The following is an 18,265-nucleotide window of genomic DNA, read 5'->3' on the forward strand; positions in this document are numbered from 1 at the left end:
CGTCGGCGGCATGGCCTCCTCCTTCAAGGATGCCGAGGGTTACACCTACGATTTCGGCGCGCATTTCGTCAGCAACCGCCTGGCCGATGCGATGGGGGCGAGCGCGATCTCGCGGACGGTCCGGCACTATGGCGAGGCGGTCGCGCTGGGGCAAAAAAGCTACAGCTACCCGTTCGGCCTCGCGCTTTCGCCGCGCTACGCCACGAGCGCCGTCGCCGCCCGCCTGAAGCCCCGGCCGGTCGGGAACGCGGCCGACTGGTTCCGCAACGCCTATGGCGAGGCGCTGGCCGAGGATGTCGCGATCCCGCTCGCCGAAGCCTGGTCGGGCGCGCCGGCAGACCAGCTCTCGCCCGCCGTCGGCAACAAGCTCGCCGCCGGCGTCATGAAGACCTTCATGCTCAAGGCGGCGTCGCGCCTCTCGGGCCGGGCGGTCTGCAACGGCTATTCGCACGAGATGCCGGAAAGCCCGCGCGTCTACCATGTCTATCCGGAAGGCGGCGTCGCCAAGCTGCTTGAGCCGACGGTCGCCCGCCTCGGCGACAGCATCGCGCTCGAGTCGAAGGTCGAGCGCGTCTATGTCGAGAACGGCAGGGTCGCTGCTGTGAAGGTCAACGGCCGCGAGATCGGCGTGTCCGCCGTGATCAGCACGGCGCCGGTCCATGTCCTGCCCAGGCTCGTCGAGGGCACCGGTGCGCTCGATGAACTCGGCGGCTTCCGCTACCGCCCGATGATCTTCGTCAACCTGCGCTTCGAAGGCCGCAATCTCCTGCCCGACACCATGCTCTGGGTGCCGGATCGCACGCAGCCCTTCTTCCGGGTTACCGAGGCACCGTTCTCCATGCCCTGGCTTGCGCCGGAAGGACGGACGCAACTGACCTTCGACATCGGCTGCGAGGTCGGCGATTCCTGGTGGACGATGTCGGACGAGAAGCTGGCCGAGGCCTGCCTGGACGGTCTCTGCCGCATCTACCCGCATCTGCGCGAGCGCTATATCGGCGCCGGCGGCTTGCTGAAGACGCCCTTGGCCTACCCGGTCTATCTCGCGCGCTACGAGGAGCGCCGCCGGAATTTCGCCGAGAGCACCGGCGTTGACGGCCTTTACAGCATCGGCCGCAACGGCGAGTTCGCCCATCTCCTGATGGAGGACATCTACTGGCGCACGCGGAAGCGGATGGACGACGTCGCCGATTATGTCGGCCGGGACGTCGAAGCAGCCGCCGTCAGGTCGGCCGCGTAGCGCCGTTCGTATGCGTCATGACCGAATACAGCGAGGTCGTGCCGCAAATGAACAGGCGGTTGAGCCTCAGTCCGCCCCAGCAGACATTCGCGACGATCTCCGGGATCGCGAGCTTGCCGATCAGCGTGCCGTCCGGGTGGTAGATGTGGACGCCGTCGGCGGCGCTGGTCCAGATCCTGCCCTCGATATCGAGGCGGAAGCCGTCGAACAGCCCGGCCGTGCAGGTCGCGAACACCTTTGACGCGCCGAGCGTTTCGCCATCGGCCTCGATCGTGACGGCCCGGATATGCCGCGGCCCGTTCTCGGGGTCGTGGCTCGCGCCGGTATCGGCGATGTAGAGGATGCTCTCGTCCGGCGAGAAGGCGAGGCCGTTGGGCTTGACGAAATCATCGGCGACGACTGCGATCTCGCCGGTTCGCCCATCGATCCGGTAGACATGGCAGGCGCCGATCTCGCTGGGAGACTTGTCGCCCTCATAGTCGCTGAGGATGCCGTAATCGGGATCGGTGAACCAGATCGAGCCGTCCGACTTCACCACCACGTCGTTCGGCGAGTTCAGTCGCTTGCCGCCGAAATGGCTGGCGAGGACGGTGATCGAGCCGTCATGCTCGGTGCGCGTCACTTGCCGCCCGCCATGCTCGCAGGTGACGAGCCGGCCTTGCGCGTCGACCGTGTTGCCGTTGGAGTTGCGCGCCGGCTGGCGGAAGGTCCCAACCTGGCCGGTCAAGGCGTCGTAGCGCAGCATACGGTCGTTCGGGATATCCGACCAGACCAGCGTGTTATGGGCCGGGAACCAGGCCGGCCCCTCCGACCAGCGCGCGCCCGTCCAGAGCCGCTCGACCCGGGCCGAGCCCGGAATGACGCGATGGAACCGCGGATCGAGGACCGTAACCCCCGTGCCTTCGAGCACGCCGAACATGCCATATCTCCCTGAGGTTTTGCAGGAGCATCCCTGTTCGAGTTGAGAAGGGCAATGCCCTACAGGGCAAGCCCCGCATCCCAATAAGGCGTGGCGCCGTAGAGCTCGCCGAGATAGTCGACGAAGGCGCGCACCTTCTGCTCCATGTGCCGGCGGCTCGGATAGACCGCATAGATCGCGACGCGCGAGCCGACCGCATAGGCCGGCAGGACCCGCTGCAGCGCGCCGGACTTGAGTTCCGGCCCGACATCCCAGGTCGAGCGCAAGGCGATGCCGACGCCGCCGAGCAGCGCCTCGCGCACGACCTCGCTCGAATTGGTGCGCAACGGGCCGTTGACCCGCACCGAGACCGGCCCCTCCGGCCCATCGAGCCGCCAATGGTCGGCATTATGGGCGATCAAGGTATGGCGGGAGAGCTCGGCGATATCGGCCGGCGTGCCGTGCTCCGCCAGATAGCCCGGCGAGGCACAGAGAACCCGGTGGTTGCGGGCAAGCCGCTTGGCGACGAGGCTCGAATCCTGCAGGTCGGCGATCCGGATCGCCAGGTCGAAGCCCTCGCCGACGACATCGACGAAGGCGTCGCTGAGCACGAGCTCGACCGTCACCAGCGGGTTGGCGTCGAGAAAGCGCTTGAGATGCGGCGCGACATGCATCCGGCCGAAGGAGGTCGGCGCCGAGACGCGCAGCGTGCCGCGCACCTGCCCGGCACCGCTCGACACCCAGGATTCGGCCTCCTCGATCGAAGAGAGGATCGAGACGACGCGCTCGTAGAAACCCTGTCCGGCCTCGGTGAGGGCGAGCTGCCGCGTCGTGCGCTGGAGCAGGCGCACGCCGAGGCGCTCCTCCAGCCGGCGGATGCGCTTCGAGATCACGGCCGGCGACAGGTTGAGCTGCCGTCCGGCCGCCGACATGCTCTTGGTCGTCACCACATGGGCGAACACATCGAGATCGCCGAACCGGTCCATCGCCACGCCACCTTTTCCAATCTGGAAATAATGGCTGGCTTTGGCCGCACTGCAAGTGCCATTGAATTGATCTAATCTGCCGCGCAGAGAGAATGCCGTGCATGGCGTGTTGCGAGTCGTTGAAAGCGGAGGGGAGAGATGAGCGCGATAGCTTTTCCGGTGCCGGATGCCGGCATCCTCGCCCGCCGCGAATCGATCATCGCCGGCCTCGCGCGTCTCGTTCCGCCGCAGGCGCTGATCACCAGCGACGACGAGCGCCGCCCCTATGAGACCGATGCGCTGACCGCCTATCGCCGCATGCCGCTCGCCGTCGTCCTGCCCTCGACCACGCAGGAGGTTGCGGCCGTTCTGCGCTATTGCCGGGACGAGGGCGTGCCGGTGGTGCCGCGCGGCTCCGGCACCTCGCTCGCGGGTGGCGCGATCCCGCAGGAGGACGCGGTCGTTATCGGCGTGTCCAAGATGAACCGCATCCTTGAGATCGACTATGCCAACCGCGTCGCGCGGGTCGAGGCCGGTGTCACCAACCTCGCCGTCACCGGCGCGGTCTCGGCCGAGGGCTTTTTCTACGCGCCCGATCCGTCCTCGCAGCTCGCCTGCTCGATCGGCGGCAATATCGGCATGAACTCGGGCGGTGCCCACTGCCTGAAATACGGCGTCACCACCAACAACGTGCTCGGCGTGACCATGGTCATGCTCGACGGCTCGATCGTCGAGATCGGCGGCGCCCATCTCGATTCGCCGGGCTATGACCTGCTCGGCCTGATCAACGGCTCGGAAGGCCAGCTCGGCATCGTCACCGAGGCGACGGTGCGCATCCTGCGCGCGGCCGAGGGCGCGCGCCCCGTGCTGTTCGGCTTCCCGACCAGCGAGCAGGCGGGCTCGGCCGTGGCTGCGATCATCGGCGCCGGCATCATCCCGGTCGCGATGGAGTTCATGGACAAGCCGGCGATCGAGATCTGCGAGGCCTTCGCCAAGGCCGGCTACCCGATGGATGTCGAGGCGCTGCTGATCATCGAGGTCGAAGGCTCGGACGACGAGATGGACGCCCAGCTCGCCCTCATCGTCGCGATCGCCAGGGAGCACGGCGTCTCGACCGTCAAGGAATCGAAATCGGCGATGGAGGCGGCGGCGATCTGGAAGGGCCGCAAGTCGGCCTTCGGCGCCACCGGCCGCATCGCCGACTATATCTGCATGGACGGCACGATCCCGACTGGGCAGTTGCCCTATGTGCTCCGGCGCATGGACGAGATCGTGAAGGGCTATGGGCTTCGCGTCGCCAATGTCTTCCACGCCGGCGACGGCAATCTCCATCCGCTGATCCTCTATAACTGCAACGATCCGGTCGAGGCGCAGAAGGCGGAGGATGCCGGCATGGACATCCTCAAGCTCTGCGTCGAGGTCGGCGGCTGCCTCACCGGCGAGCACGGCGTCGGCATCGAGAAGCGCGACCTGATGACCTTCCAGTTCAATCCCGAGGATCTCGCCCAGCAGATGCGGGTGAGGGCGGTGTTCGACGAGCGCTGGCTGCTCAACCCGGCGAAGGTGTTCCCGCTGGAAGGCCGGGTGGCGGCGTGATCATCCACACCCCCACCACCGAGGCGCAGGCCTGCGCCGTCGTGAAATCGGTTGTCGACAGCGCCGTGCCGCTCACCCTGCGCGGCGGCGGCACGCGTTCCGCGCTCGGCCGCCCGGCCCAGGCCGCGAGCACGCTCTCCAGCGCCGGTCTCACCGGCATAACCCTCTACGAACCTGCCGAGATGGTCATCGCCGCCCGCGCCGGGACGCCGCTCGCGCTCGTTCAGGAAACCCTCGCCGAGCGCAGCCAGATGCTGCCCTTCGAGCCGATGGACCATCGCGCCCTCTATGGCAGCGAGGGCGAGCCGACGATCGGCGCCGTCGCCGCCTGCAACATCTCCGGCCCGCGCCGCATCAATGCCGGTGCCGCGCGCGATTCCCTGATCGGCGTCCGGCTGGTCAACGGCCGCGGCGAGATGATCAAGTCCGGCGGGCGGGTGATGAAGAACGTCACCGGCCTCGATCTGGTGAAGCTGCTCAGCGGCAGCCACGGCACGCTCGGCTTCCTCACCGAAGTCACCTTCCGCGTGCTGCCGCGGCCGGAGCGCATCGCGACGCTGCAATGGCGCGGCCTCTCCGACGAAGTGGGAGTTGCGCTGCTGGCGAAAGCGCTCGGCTCGCCCTTCGAGCCGATGGCGGCGGCGCATCTCCCGGCCCGGATCGCTGGCGAGGAGGCGCTGACCCTGCTGCGCCTGGAGAATTTTTCGGACTCGATCGATTACCGTGCCGCTGAACTCGCGCTGCTGCTCGGCGACTATGGCACGCCCGATCTGCTGGAAGGAACGGCCCCGGCCGAACTCTGGGTCGACATCCGCGACGCGACCTTCTTCGCCGGCAGCGATGAGGCGGTCTGGCGGCTCTCGCTCGCCCCCACCAGCGGCCCGGAGGCCGCCGCTGCGATCACGCAGATGATCCCGGCTGCACGCTGCTTCTACGACTGGGGCGGCGGACTGGTCTGGCTCGCGGTTCCCGCCTATGGCGATGCCGCCGCCGCTGTGATCCGCACCGCGCTGAAGCCCCTCGGCGGCCATGCCACGCTGGTCCGGGCGCCCGACGCGATCCGCGCCGGCGTCGACGTGTTCCAGCCGCTGGCCGAGCCGCTGATGCGGGTCACCGCCGGCATCAAGCAAAGTTTCGATCCCGCCGGCATCTTCGAGCCCGGCCGGATCTATGCGGGGATCTGATGACGCTCGCCGATACGCTTTCCGCCGAAACCGGCGATCGCCGCGCAAGCTGGGCGCCTAACCGCCTGGGCCCCGTCGCGCTCGTGCTGGTCGCCGCGCTGCTGATCGCCGGCGTCGCCGCGATCCTGCTCTGGATGGGCCGCGAGCCGATCTGCAAATGCGGGACGATCAAGCTCTGGCAGGGCACGGTGATGTCCTCCGAGAACTCCCAGCATATCGCCGACTGGTACAGCTTCTCGCATATCATCCACGGCTTCCTGTTCTACGGCCTGTTCTGGCTGATCCGTCGCATCACCGGCCTGCCGATTTCGTTCGGCCTGGCGTTGCTGCTCGCCATCATGATCGAGGGCGCCTGGGAGATCACAGAGAACTCGCCGGCCGTGATCGAGCATTACCGCTCGGCGACGATCTCGCTCGACTACTACGGCGATAGCGTCCTGAACTCGGTCTGCGACACCCTCTCGATGGTACTGGGCTTCCTGATCGCCCGCCTCGTGCCGGTCTGGCTGACGGTGACTAGCGCATTGGCGATGGAGCTGATCGTCGGCTGGCTGATCCGCGACAACCTCACCCTCAACGTCATCATGCTGCTCTGGCCGATGGATTGGATCAAAGCCTGGCAGGGCGGGGCCTGAACGATGCAGACCAACTTCACCCCCGAGCGCCTCGCCTCCGATCCGCGCATGCCGGCCTCGGAGAAGATCCTGCGCACCTGCGTGCATTGCGGCTTCTGCACCGCGACCTGCCCGACCTATTTGCTGCTCGGCGACGAACTCGATTCCCCGCGCGGGCGGATCTACCTGATCAAGGACATGCTGGAGAACGGCAAGCCGGCCACACCGGAGGTCGTGATCCATATCGACCGCTGCCTCTCCTGCCTCTCCTGCATGTCGACCTGCCCGTCCGGCGTGAACTACATGCACCTCGTCGACCACGCCCGCGCGCATATCGAGGAAACCTACACCCGCTCCTGGCATGACCGTTTGCTGCGCAAGGTGCTGGCGGCGGTCCTGCCCTATCCCGGCCGCTTCCGCGCGGCGATGCTGATGGCGCTGGTCGCCAAGCCGCTCGCACCGGTCCTCGGGGTCATCCCGGTCGTCGGTTCGCGCCTGAAGGCGATGCTGGCGCTGGCCCCGGCGCGTTTGCCGACCCGTTCCGCCATGGAAGGCCCGCAGAACTTTCCGCCGCCGGCCGAGCGCAAGCGGCGCGTCGCCTTGCTTTCCGGTTGCGCCCAGCCGGTGCTCGATCCCGCCATCAACGAGGCGACGATCCGCCTGCTCAACCGGCACGGCGTCGAGGTGGTGCTGCCGAAGGGGGAGGGCTGCTGCGGCGCGCTGGTCCATCATATGGGCCAGGAGCATGATGCCCTATCCTTCGCCCGGACCAATATCGACGCCTGGATGGCGGAGATCGACGGCGAAGGGCTCGACGCCATCCTGATCACCGCCTCCGGCTGTGGCACGACGATCAAGGATTACGGCTTTATGTTCCGCAACGAGCCTGCCTATGCCGAGAAGGCGGCGACGGTCTCCGCGCTGGCGAAGGACGTCACCGAATTCCTGGAGACCTTGGAGTTGTCGGCGGTGCGCGATGTCGCGATGCCGATCGCCTATCACTCGGCCTGCTCGATGCAGCACGGCCAGCAGTTGAAGGACGGGCCGAAGCGGCTGTTGTCGGGCGCCGGCTTCAAGGTCAAGGAGGTGCCGGAAGGCCATATCTGCTGTGGCTCGGCCGGCGTCTACAACATCCTCCAGCCCGAGATCGCGGGGAAGCTGCGCGAGCGCAAGATCGGCAATATCGAGCGCACGAAGCCGATGCTGGTCGCGACCGGCAATATCGGCTGCATGACCCAGCTCGCGAAGGGCTTTGCGGACAAGGGCTCAGGCGTGCCGGTGGTGCACACCGCTGAGCTGCTGGACTGGGCGACCGGCGGGCCACTGCCGGAGAAGCTCGCGCGGGCGGGGATCGAGGATCGGCCGCTGCGCGTTGCGACACTCGCGGCGGCCGAATAGCCAACAAGCGCATCATGCTCGGGCTTGACCCGAGCATCTCCTGCCGAAGGGGGCGTAGGCGCCTTCTCGTCGCGAGATTCTCGGGTCTGCGCTTCGCTCCGCCCGAGAATGACGCCCCGTGACTTGCTCCCTGCGTCGCGGCGGTCTAACCCGCCTCGTACGTTTGTACCGCACGCCCCAATCCGAGTTCGTCCCATGTCCGCCGACAAGACCGCCCCTGCCAAGCTGAAGGCCCGCCAGCCGCGCGGCTTCGTCGATCGCGGCCCGGCCGATGTCGCCGCCACCGAGCGCATGCTCTCCGTCATCCGCGAGAGCTTCTCGGTCTATGGCTTCGATCCCGTCGAGACGCCCTTCGTCGAGTACACCGACGCGCTCGGCAAATTCCTGCCGGATCAGGACCGGCCGAACGAGGGCGTCTTCTCCTTCCAGGATGATGACGAGCAGTGGCTCTCGCTGCGCTACGACCTGACGGCGCCGCTCGCCCGTTATGTCGCCGAGAATTTCGACGCGCTGCCGAAGCCCTATCGCAGCTATCGCGTCGGCTATGTCTTCCGCAACGAGAAGCCGGGGCCGGGCCGCTTCCGCCAGTTCATGCAGTTCGATGCCGATATCGTGGGCTCCGGCACCGTCGCGGGCGATGCCGAGATCTGCATGCTCGCCGCCGACACGATGGAGAAGCTCGGCATCAAGCGCGGCGACTATGTCGTGAAGGTCAACAACCGCAAGGTGCTCGACGGCGTGATGGAGGCCATTGGGCTGGGCGGCGAGGAGAATGCCGGGCGCAAATTGACGGTCCTGCGGGCCATCGACAAGGCAGATAAATTTCCCAGAGCTGAAATTGCGAAGCTGCTCGGCGAAGGCCGATTGGACGAGAGTGGCGACTTCACCAAGGGAGCCGGTCTATCGGAAGCCAACGTAACAGCGATATTCGGCTTAATGGACCTGAAGGGGTTTCACGGCCTTTTCGAGGATGGCACTTTTTCTATGAAGGCCGCCGAGAAGTTGCCATTTTCGGTCAATGAACGCTTCGTCGCAGGCATTGAAGAGCTTAAGCAGATTGGCGATTTAGTTGCTGCTGCGGGGTATGGTTCTGACAAGATTCTGATCGACCCCTCCGTCGTCCGCGGCCTCGAATACTACACCGGCCCGGTCTACGAGGTGGAACTGACCTTCCCGGTCACCAACGATGACGGGCAGGTGGTGCGCTTCGGCTCGGTCGCGGGTGGCGGGCGCTATGACGGTCTCGTCGGCCGCTTCCGGCCCGAGCCGGTGCCGGCGACCGGTTTCTCGATCGGCGTTTCCCGCCTTTTCTCGGCGCTGAAGGCGGTGAAGTCTCCGATCGTCGACAGCCGCAACGAACTCCCGCTCGTCGTCGTCACCGCGATGGACAACAAGTCGCCGGAATTCATGCCGGGCTATCAGGCGATGGTCTCGGCTCTCCGGCAGGCGAGGGATGAGAACGGCAAGCCTTTGCTGCGCGCCGATCTCTATCTCGGGGCCTCCGGTTTCAACGCCCAGATGAAATATGCCGACCGGCGCGGCGCCATCTGCGCGATCATCCAGGGCTCGTCGGAGCGCGAGGCCGGCACGGTCGTCATCAAGGACCTGATCCTCGGCGCCGAGCTCGCCGCCGCCAGCCGCGACGTCAAGGATTCCGCCGAGCACAAGGCCAAGCAGGCTGACGCCCAGTTCGCCGTGCCGGTCGCCGAGCTGGTCGAGGGCGTGAAGCGGGTGCTAGTGCGACATTCGTAAAGGGCGCCGCCGTAATGCTCGCCCTTGGGGCGAGCATCCACGTCTTGAGTGCAGCCTCAGTCGGGCGAAGACGTGGATGGTCGGGACGAGCCCGACCATGACGAGGGCGGCTCCCTTCGATTCCCGTTCACCCATTTCCCTCAAATCCCTCGAAAATGCGTCGCATCGCTGCTAGGACGGCGCTCGCAACAGGACAGGACGAGCCGTGCCCGCAAGCCGCGCCAGCATCGAGACCGTGATCGCGCTCTTCGCCGGCGAGGGCTATGCCCATGCCGAGCCGGCGATCCTGCAGCCGGCCGACGTCTTCCTCGATCTCTCGGGCGAGGATATCCGCCGCCGCATCTTCATGACGCAGGATGCCGATGGCCGCGACTGGTGTCTGCGCCCGGAATACACCATCCCCGTCGCGCTCGATCACATCGCCTCGGGCAAGACCGAGCCGGCGGCCTATGCCTATGCCGGCCCGGTCTTCCGCATGCGCTCGGGCGAGCCCGGCGAGTTCCTGCAGGCAGGGCTTGAATCCTTCGGCCGCGACGACTTCACCGCCACTGACGCCGAGATCATGGCGCTGGCCATCGATGCGACGGCCATGCTCGGCCTCGCCGAACCCCGCATCGTCATGGGGGATGTCGCCGTGCTCGGCGCGCTGCTCGACGGACTGAATGTTCCGCAGGGCGCTCGCCGCCGGCTGGTCCGCGCAGTGGTGCAGGGCCAGGGTGCGGACGCCGTCGACGCGCTCGACCCGCCCGCTGCCGAGGGCGAGGCCGCCCATGCCGGCCTGCTCAAGGCGCTGGAAGGGCAGGATCCCAAGGCCGCCCGCGCCTTCGTCGAGGACGTGCTCTCGATCGCCGGCATCTCGACCGTGGGCGGGCGCTCCGCCGCCGATATCGCCGAACGCTTCCTGGCGCGCGCCGCCGAGCGCGAGAACCCGGTCAATGGCGACGTCAAGGCGCTGCTGGCGCAGGTGCTCGCCGTCTCCGGCGATCCCGACGCGGCCTCAGCCTCGCTGCGCGCGCTCGCCGACCAGGCTTCGCTGGATATCGGCCGCCAGCTCGACGCTTTCGATGAGCGCACCGGCTTCCTCGCCGCGCGCGGCGTCGATATCGGCGCGATCCGCTTCTCGGCCGGCTTCGCCCGCAATCTCGACTACTATACCGGCTTCATCTTCGAGCTTCACGACACCGCCCGCGGCGACGGCAAGCCCGTGGCCGGCGGCGGCCGCTATGACAACGTCCTCGGGCGTCTCGGCGCCAGCCGGCCGATCCCGGCGGTGGGCGCCTCGCTCTGGCTCGACCGCCTGACGGGAGACGCCGCATGAGCCAATTGCCGGATAACGACGCCCCGCTCGTCCTCGCCGTGCCCTCGAAGGGCCGGCTGCAGGAGAACGCGACCGCCTTCTTCGGCCGCGCCGGTCTGAAATTCGTCAAGTCGCGCGGCGAGCGCGACTATCGCGGCGCCATCGCCGGCGTCGATGGGGCCGAGGTCGCCTTCCTCTCGGCCTCCGAGATCGTGGCGCAGCTCTCCTCCGGCGCCGCCCATATCGGCATCACCGGCGAGGACCTCGTCCGCGAGCAGCTTTCCGATGCCGATGCCGCGGTCGAGATGCTGACCCCGCTCGGCTTCGGCCAGGCCAATGTCGTCGTCGCCGTGCCGCAGGCCTGGATCGACGTGCGCAACATGGCCGATCTCGATGATGTCGCCTCCGCCATGCGCGCGCGCCACGGCAAGAAGCTGCGCGTCGCCACCAAATACGTGAACCTGACCCGCCGCTTCTTCGCGCAGCACGGGCTCGCCGATTATCGCATCGTCGAAAGCCTCGGCGCGACCGAGGGCGCGCCGGCCGCCGGCACGGCCGAGATCGTGGTCGACATCACCACGACCGGCGCGACGCTCTCTGCCAATGCGCTCAAGGTGCTCGACGATGGCGTGATGCTGGCCTCCGAGGCCAATCTCGTCGCCTCGATGCAGGCGCCCTGGGGTGCGCGGGCGAAGGCCGCGGCCAAGACCATCCTGTCGCGCATCGCGGCGGAGGAGGACGGGCGCACGCTCCGCGAGGTTCGCGCCCGGCTCGATCTCGCCGCGGATGCGCTGGCCACGCTGGAAGAGCGCTTCGGCGCCCGCCTGCCGTTCGGCGCGCCGGCGGCCGGCACGCCATTGACGCTGCATTGTCCCGACAAGGTGGTCTTCGCGCTGGTCGAGCATCTCGACGGGCTCGGCGCCGACGATGTGACGGTCAGCGCCCCGGCCTATGTCTTCCGCCGTGCCAACCGACTGCTGGAGCGGCTGAACGCCCGCATCTGATGCTGCATGGCAGCAACGGAATGACGGGATCGCGCAAGGTTCAGCCTTGATCCTGAACGAATTGGATTCTAGGCGTTAACCGGTTTGGCAGCCCGGCGCGCTGCCGTGCGAGTGAATGCAGGTAAGACGATCATGATCCGACGCCTTGGCCTTGCGGCCGTTCTTGCTAGCCTGATGGTGCCGATGTTGGTTCCGGGCGAAGCCGCTGCTCAGCGTCGCGGCGGCAAGGAAGGCCAGCCGACGCGCGAACAGATGGAGGCGATGGGCACGCCGATCTCGCAGCAGGAGAAGACCTTCCCGCTTGGTGCGAGTTGGAGTGTCGTGGCGCTGAACGGCAAGCCCGTCCAGGACCGTCGCGCGACCCTCATCGTCGATATGAACCTGCGCGGCACCGGCTTCGGCGGCTGCAACACCTTCTCGGCCGCCGCCTACCCGCTGCGCCAGCAAGGCTTTGCCGTCGGGCCGATCGCCCTGACCAAGCGCACCTGCGACAAGGGCCTGCTCGAGTTCGAGAAGGCTTTCCTGCTGGCGCTGCGCGCGACCAGCAAGTGGGATCTCGTCGAGGGCCGCCTCGTCCTGAAGGGCGGCGCCGGCGAAGTGACGCTCAGCCGCTCGCTCTGACGGGCTGGCTGCGCCTTCCGGAGAGCGCAAAAAGCCGGATCGAATAAAAAAGGGTCGCGCAAGCGACCCTTTTGTTTTGGCGAGCAGCACTCGCGATGTCTGTGGTGCCGGCAGCCTCAGGCAGCCGGCGCTTTCGCGGTGGGGGTCGGCGTGAAGGTGCCGTCCGCATTCGGCTCCATCGTCACGATGGAATCGTGCATGGCGCGCAGGGTCGCGCGATGGCCGATCGAGACGATGCGGGTCAGCGGCAATTCGCGATCTATCGTCCCGTAGATTTCGCCTTCCAGCTTCTCGTCGAGCGAGGCGGTCGCCTCGTCCAGGAAGAGCCAGTCCGGCTTGTTCAGCAGAGCGCGCGCGACGGCCAACCGCTGCTGCTCGCCGCCCGAAAGACGCTGCCCCCAGAGATCGACCTCGTCGAGCCTGTCCGCGAGATGGCCGAGCTTGACCTTCTCCATCGCGGCGCGCGTGGCGGCGTCGTCATAGGCGCCTTCCTCGGCCGGATAGGCGAGCGCCGCCCTGAGCGAGCCCTGCGGCAGATAGGGGCGCTGCGGCAGCAGCATGATCCGCGCCTCCGCGGGAATGCCGACCTTGCCGTCGCCGAAGGGCCAGATGCCGGCGATGGCGCGGAACAGGGTCGACTTGCCCGAGCCCGAGGGGCCGATGACCAGCGTCGAGCGGGCGGTGCCGAGATCGAGCGCGCCGAGCTTCACGATCGCCTTGCCGTTCGGCAGGAGCAGCGTGGCGTCGCGGATATGCAGGCTCTCGTCGCGCGAGGTCTCGCGGCCGAGTGCCTCTTCGCTGATCGAGCCATGCTGCGCATCGGCAATCGCCGCCTCGAAGGTGGTCAGACGGCTGATGGCGGCAAGATACTGTGCGATCGAGGAGTAGCTGTTGATGATGAAGGACAGCGCCGTCTGCACGCGGTCGAACGCGCCCGAGACCTGCTGCAGGATGCCGAGCGTGATCGTGCCCGCGAAGAAATACGGCGCCAGGATGATGGTCGGGACGACGACGCTCGCCTGGTTGTATGAGAAGGTGAAGGCGGTGAGCTTCAGCCGGCGCCAGACCAGGCGGTAGAAGTTCTCGACGATGTCGCGGAAGCGCTGGGCTAGATGGCTGCGCTCGGTCGGCTCGCCCACCATCAAGGCTATCTGCTCGGAATATTCGCGCAGGCGGGCCAGGGAGAAGCGGAAATTCGCCTCCCGCTTCTCCTGCTCGAATTCGAGGCGGATCAGGGGGCGGCCGATGATATGCGTCAGCCAGGTCGCCGCCGCCGCGTAGAAGAACGCCACCCAGAAGATGTAGCCGGGCACGGCGAAGGAGGTGCCCGGGAAGGTGAAGGCGACGGGGAGGTTCCACAGGATGATCGAGAACGAGACCAGCGTGGAGACCTGCGAGAGCAGGGGCAGCGCGAAGTTATAGGTCGAGTTGACGAAGGAGCGCGTGTCTTCGGCGATACGCTGGTCGGGGTTGTCGACGCTGCCGGCCAGCGCGATCCGGTAATGCGTCGCATGGTCGAGCCAGCGCTGCGTGTATTCGTTCGCCATGAACTGCCGCCAGCGGATCAGGATCGTGTAGTTGGCGAACAGCTCGACCAGGTTCGAGACGACCCAGATCGTCGCCCACGGCACGAAGACCCAGAAGATCTGGTACCAGAAGGTCGGCGCATCCTTGTTCTGCAGCGAATCGAACATGTCGCGGCTGAAGAACGATATCCTGAGCGAGATGCCGACCTGAAGCTGGTTGATCACGATCAGGAAGACGAAGAGCGAAACCGCGAGCACGCCGAGCCGGATCTTGAACGGACCGATCGGCCAGAGATTGGCGGTCGTGACCTCGTTGGACTCGAAATACGGCGACGCGAGGCGGGCGATCTTCGCGATCACCGGCACGAAGGAGATCGCGTAGATCAGGATCGCGAAGACGCCGACCGTCGTCGGCAGGCTGGTCGGCACGGGCGGGATGCCGAGAGCCGCAGGCCACCAGCCGATCAGGGCTGTGATCGCGGCGGCGCCGAACAGCAGGTATTCGATCGCGAAGACGCCGGAGAATATCCGCAGGAAGAAGGGCAGGGCCGGCGAGCGGAAGGTCACCACCGCCAGAAGCAGGCCGATGACGCCCATGCCGATCACGCTGGCCGATCCGGCCTGCTGGCCGAAGACCAGCGTGGCAGCCGCCAGCGCGGCGACGAGAATGCTCAACAGGCGCATAGGCGGGAATCCTGGCGGAAGACGATGAGAGCCACGATTCGGACCATGTCGCAGCGCGAACGCCCTTTCAATGGCGCCGCGCCCGGATGAGCAAATTGTCATCTGGTGGAGAGGTGGCAGCGAGCCACGAAACGACACCGCGGGTCGACTTCCAGCGAAACGCGCGGTCATCCCGGGCGACCGCAGGGAGACCCGGGATCCATGCCGGAACCTCTACCGGAAAGGCTCCGGCATGGATTCCGGATCGGCGCTGCTCCGCAGCTTGTCCGGGATGACCCGCGCCACGGCCAAATGCGGCACCAGGGTAATGAATCGAGACGCCCCGGGCGAGCGGGGCTCGTCCGGGGCGCAAAAGCTGGCGGGGACAGGCGGTGCGACCGCCGGTCGACTACTGCGCGGCGACGATCTTGCCGGCGTCCCACTTGTACATCGAGAAGCTCGGCGAGCTCAGGTCGCCGGTCTTGCCATAGGTCAGCGTGCCGATCGCGGTCTTGACCGGCATGCCCGACTGAAGCGCTTTGGCGGCGCCGTTCGCATCGCCCGGCTTGCCGGCCTTCTCGATCGCGGCCTTGAGCACCTCGACGGCGGCATAGGCGTTGAGCGTGAAGGCTTCCGGCGGGATGCCCTTGTCCTTCAGCGCCGCGACGGCCTGGGCCGAGTCGGGGTTCTTCAGCGCGTCGGTCGCGTTGGTGAAGAGCGTACCGGTGGCGTGGTCGCCGCCGATAGCCGCGTATTCGGTATTGGACAGGCCCTCGCCGCCGATGATCGTCGCCTTGAGCCCGGCATCGGCGAGCTGGCGCGCGAGCAGGCCGCCCTCGGGATGGTAGCCGCCGAAATAGATCACCTCGACATTGGCGGCCTTCAGGCGCGTCACCACGGCCGAGAGGTCCTTGTCGCCAGGATTGACGGTGAGCGCCGCGACTTCCTTGAGCCCGCCGGCATTGATGCCCTTCTGGAAGGCATCGGCCAGGCCCTTGCCATAGGTGCCCTTGTCGTGGACGATCGCTATCTTCTTATCCTTCAGGTTCTTCAGGACATAAGAAGCGGCGATATCCGCCTGCTGGTCGTCGCGTCCGCAGGTGCGGAAGACGTTGGTCAGGCCGCGCGTCGTCAGCGCCGGCGAGGTCGCGGTCGGCGTCACCATCAGCACGCCGCTCTCCGAGAACACGTCCGAAACCGCCATGGCGACGCCGGAAGTCACCGGCCCGACAACGAACTTGACCCTCTCACCGACCAGGAGGTTGGCCGAGGATACGCCCTGCTTGGGGTCGCCGGCATCGTCGGCAAGCTTGAGCACGAGCTTCTCGCCGAGCACGCCGCCCGCCTTGTTGATGGCCTCGACCGCGGTCTGGGCGCCGTTCTTGACCTGGTCGCCATAGGCCGCGACAGGGCCGGTCAGCGGTGCGACGAGGCCGATGGTGATGTCGGCCTGCGCGACCTGCGAGGCGAGCAGCGTGGCGGCGAAAGCGACGCCGGTAAGGAATGCGGAGGTTTTCATGGGCCTCTCCCGATGATTGCCGATCGGCGCGCCAGAAATCGGCGCGCTTGCCGTTTTTATAGGCGAAGAGACATGGCGGCGGCATGGCGGACGCGGTCGAACGGGGCGCCGTGAACGCATGGCGCGCTCGCCTCGCTCCCAGCCGTGTTCCGATGAAGCGCTCGGTCATCCCGGACGACCGGAGGCAGACCCGGGATCCATGCCTGAACTCTCATCGGAAAGGCCCAGGCATGGATCCCGGATCGGCGCCGCTTCGCGGCTTGTCCGGGATGACGGCGAAACGAGTGTCCAAAAGAAAGAAGGCCCGGCTTGCGCCGGGCCTTCCTGTCTTTTCGCTGGGAGCGGTGGATCAGAAGTCCATGCCGCCCATACCGCCGCCGCCCATCGGGGGCATCGGGGCGTCCTTCTTCGGCAGATCGGCGACCATCGCCTCGGTGGTGATCAGCAGGCCCGCGATCGAAGCCGCGTCCTGGATCGCCGTGCGGACGACCTTGGTCGGGTCGATGATGCCGGCCTTGACCAGATCGCCGTACTCGCCGGTCTGGGCGTTGTAGCCGTAGGTGTAGTCCTTCGACTCGAGCAGCTTGCCGATCACGACCGCGCCGTCATCGCCGGCGTTGTCGACGATCTGACGGGCCGGAGCCATGATCGCCTTGCGGACGATCTCGACGCCGGTCTTCTGGTCGTCGTTCTGGGTCTTGATCGACTTGACGGCCTGGAGCGAACGCAGCAGGGCGACGCCGCCGCCCGGCAGGATGCCTTCTTCCACCGCAGCGCGGGTGGCGTTCAGGGCATCGTCGACGCGGTCCTTCTTCTCCTTGACCTCGACCTCGGTCGCGCCGCCGACGCGGATGACCGCGACGCCGCCGGCGAGCTTGGCCAGACGCTCCTGGAGCTTCTCACGGTCGTAGTCCGAGGAGGTCTCCTCGATCTGGGCCTTGATCTGGCCGACGCGAGCCTCGATGTCCTTCTTCTTGCCGGCGCCGTCGATGATCGTGGTGTTCTCCTTCTCGATGCGCACGCGCTTGGCGCGGCCGAGCATGTTGAGCGTCACGGTCTCGAGCTTGATGCCGAGGTCTTCCGAGATCATCTGGCCGGCGGTCAGGATCGAGATGTCCTCGAGCATGGCCTTGCGGCGATCACCGAAGCCCGGAGCCTTGACGGCCGCGACCTTCAGGCCGCCACGGAGCTTGTTGACGACGAGCGTGGCCAGGGCCTCGCCCTCGACGTCCTCGGCGATGATGAGCAGCGGCTTGCCGGTCTGCACGACGGCCTCGAGGATCGGCAGCATCGCCTGGAGCGACGAGAGCTTCTTCTCGAAGACGAGGATGTAGGGGTCGTCGAGCTCGGCGACCATCTTCTCGGAGTTGGTGATGAAGTACGGCGAAAGGTAGCCGCGGTCGAACTGCATGCCCTCGACGACGTCGAGCTCGGTCTCGGCGGTCTTGGCTTCCTCGACGGTGATGACACCCTCGTTGCCGACCTTCTGCATGGCCTTCGAGATCATCTCGCCGACCGACGAGTCGCCGTTGGCCGAGATGGTGCCGACCTGCGCGACTTCCGCGTTCGAGGTGACCTTCTTCGAGTTCTTCTTAAGGTCCGAAACGATCGCCTCGACGGCGAGGTCGATGCCGCGCTTCAGGTCCATCGGGTTCATGCCGGCCGCAACCGACTTGGCGCCTTCACGGACGATCGCCTGGGCGAGGACGGTGGCGGTGGTGGTGCCGTCGCCGGCATGGTCGTTCTGGCGCGAAGCGACTTCGCGGACCATCTGGGCGCCCATGTTCTCGAACTTGTCGGAAAGCTCGATCTCCTTGGCGACGGTGACGCCGTCCTTGGTGATGCGCGGAGCGCCGAACGACTTCTCGATCACGACGTTGCGGCCCTTCGGACCCAGCGTGACCTTCACGGCATTGGCGAGGATATCCACGCCGCGCAGCATCTTGTCGCGGGCTTCCGTGCCGAATTTGACGTCTTTGGCAGCCATGAGA

General features: G+C 66.8%; 14 protein-coding genes. 9 read left to right on the plus strand and 5 right to left on the minus strand.

The genetic code is table 11. From position 1 onward, the window contains the following. On the plus strand, window positions 1-1,237 hold a 1,237-nt coding region (locus tag JHD80_RS14360; RefSeq protein ID WP_199088479.1), incomplete at its 5' end, for a protoporphyrinogen/coproporphyrinogen oxidase. Here JHD80_RS14360 and JHD80_RS14365 read toward each other — a convergent pair. Then, the gene (locus tag JHD80_RS14365) at window positions 1,221-2,156 is read right to left on the minus strand and encodes an SMP-30/gluconolactonase/LRE family protein (RefSeq protein WP_199088481.1); all 936 of its coding nucleotides are present in this window, start codon (window positions 2,154-2,156) and stop codon (window positions 1,221-1,223) included. The two genes, JHD80_RS14360 and JHD80_RS14365, sit on opposite strands and share 17 nt — an antisense overlap. 59 nt (window positions 2,157-2,215) lie before the next feature. After that, complete coding sequence (locus JHD80_RS14370) at window positions 2,216-3,121, minus strand: LysR family transcriptional regulator (RefSeq protein ID WP_199088552.1); 906 nt, start codon at window positions 3,119-3,121, stop codon at window positions 2,216-2,218. Window positions 3,122-3,259: 138 nt separating this feature from the next. On the opposite strand from JHD80_RS14370, the gene JHD80_RS14375 reads away from it, so the two are divergent. The 8 genes from JHD80_RS14375 (at window position 3,260) to JHD80_RS14410 (ending at window position 12,566) form a co-directional block, all read left to right on the plus strand. Continuing rightward, window positions 3,260-4,696: an FAD-binding oxidoreductase gene (locus tag JHD80_RS14375; protein WP_199088483.1), complete on the plus strand. Its 1,437-nt coding sequence runs from the start codon at window positions 3,260-3,262 to the stop codon at window positions 4,694-4,696. Beyond that, window positions 4,693-5,880, plus strand: a complete 1,188-nt coding sequence (locus JHD80_RS14380; RefSeq protein ID WP_199088485.1) for an FAD-binding protein — start codon at window positions 4,693-4,695, stop codon at window positions 5,878-5,880. Before JHD80_RS14375 ends, JHD80_RS14380 begins: the two co-directional genes overlap by 4 nt. Next, the gene (locus tag JHD80_RS14385; RefSeq protein WP_199088487.1) at window positions 5,880-6,515 is read left to right on the plus strand and encodes a DUF2585 domain-containing protein; all 636 of its coding nucleotides are present in this window, start codon (window positions 5,880-5,882) and stop codon (window positions 6,513-6,515) included. The genes JHD80_RS14380 and JHD80_RS14385 overlap by 1 nt, the downstream gene beginning before the upstream one ends. Window positions 6,516-6,518: 3 nt before the next feature. Continuing rightward, a complete protein-coding gene (gene glcF, locus JHD80_RS14390) occupies window positions 6,519-7,892 on the plus strand; it encodes a glycolate oxidase subunit GlcF (protein ID WP_199088489.1) in 1,374 nt (457 codons plus the stop codon). 195 nt (window positions 7,893-8,087) lie between these two features. After that, window positions 8,088-9,644, plus strand: a complete 1,557-nt coding sequence (gene hisS / locus JHD80_RS14395) for a histidine--tRNA ligase (protein ID WP_199088492.1) — start codon at window positions 8,088-8,090, stop codon at window positions 9,642-9,644. Window positions 9,645-9,849: 205 nt separating this feature from the next. After that, complete coding sequence (locus tag JHD80_RS14400) at window positions 9,850-10,962, plus strand: ATP phosphoribosyltransferase regulatory subunit (protein WP_199088494.1); 1,113 nt, start codon at window positions 9,850-9,852, stop codon at window positions 10,960-10,962. Continuing rightward, window positions 10,959-11,945, plus strand: a complete 987-nt coding sequence (gene hisG, locus JHD80_RS14405) for an ATP phosphoribosyltransferase (RefSeq protein ID WP_199088496.1) — start codon at window positions 10,959-10,961, stop codon at window positions 11,943-11,945. Before JHD80_RS14400 ends, hisG begins: the two co-directional genes overlap by 4 nt. 132 nt (window positions 11,946-12,077) lie before the next feature. After that, window positions 12,078-12,566 carry an META domain-containing protein gene (locus tag JHD80_RS14410; RefSeq protein WP_199088498.1) on the plus strand — a complete coding sequence of 163 codons (489 nt, stop codon included), beginning with the start codon at window positions 12,078-12,080 and terminating at the stop codon, window positions 12,564-12,566. 116 nt (window positions 12,567-12,682) lie between these two features. On the opposite strand, the gene JHD80_RS14415 is transcribed toward JHD80_RS14410, so the two are convergent. From JHD80_RS14415 to groL, 3 genes are all read right to left on the minus strand, one after another. Beyond that, a complete protein-coding gene (locus JHD80_RS14415) occupies window positions 12,683-14,776 on the minus strand; it encodes an ABC transporter ATP-binding protein/permease (protein ID WP_199088500.1) in 2,094 nt (697 codons plus the stop codon). A 388-nt stretch (window positions 14,777-15,164) separates the two neighbouring features. Further along, window positions 15,165-16,274 (minus strand): branched-chain amino acid ABC transporter substrate-binding protein, encoded by a 1,110-nt coding sequence (locus JHD80_RS14420; protein ID WP_199088502.1) that lies wholly within the window; start codon window positions 16,272-16,274, stop codon window positions 15,165-15,167. 349 nt (window positions 16,275-16,623) lie between these two features. Further along, entirely contained in the window at window positions 16,624-18,261 is a 1,638-nt protein-coding gene (groL, locus tag JHD80_RS14425) for a chaperonin GroEL (protein ID WP_199088504.1), read from the minus strand. Window positions 18,262-18,265 lie beyond the last annotated feature (4 nt).

The organism is Allobosea sp. ASV33, from assembly GCF_016428755.1.
Classification (GTDB): domain Bacteria; phylum Pseudomonadota; class Alphaproteobacteria; order Rhizobiales; family Beijerinckiaceae; genus Allobosea.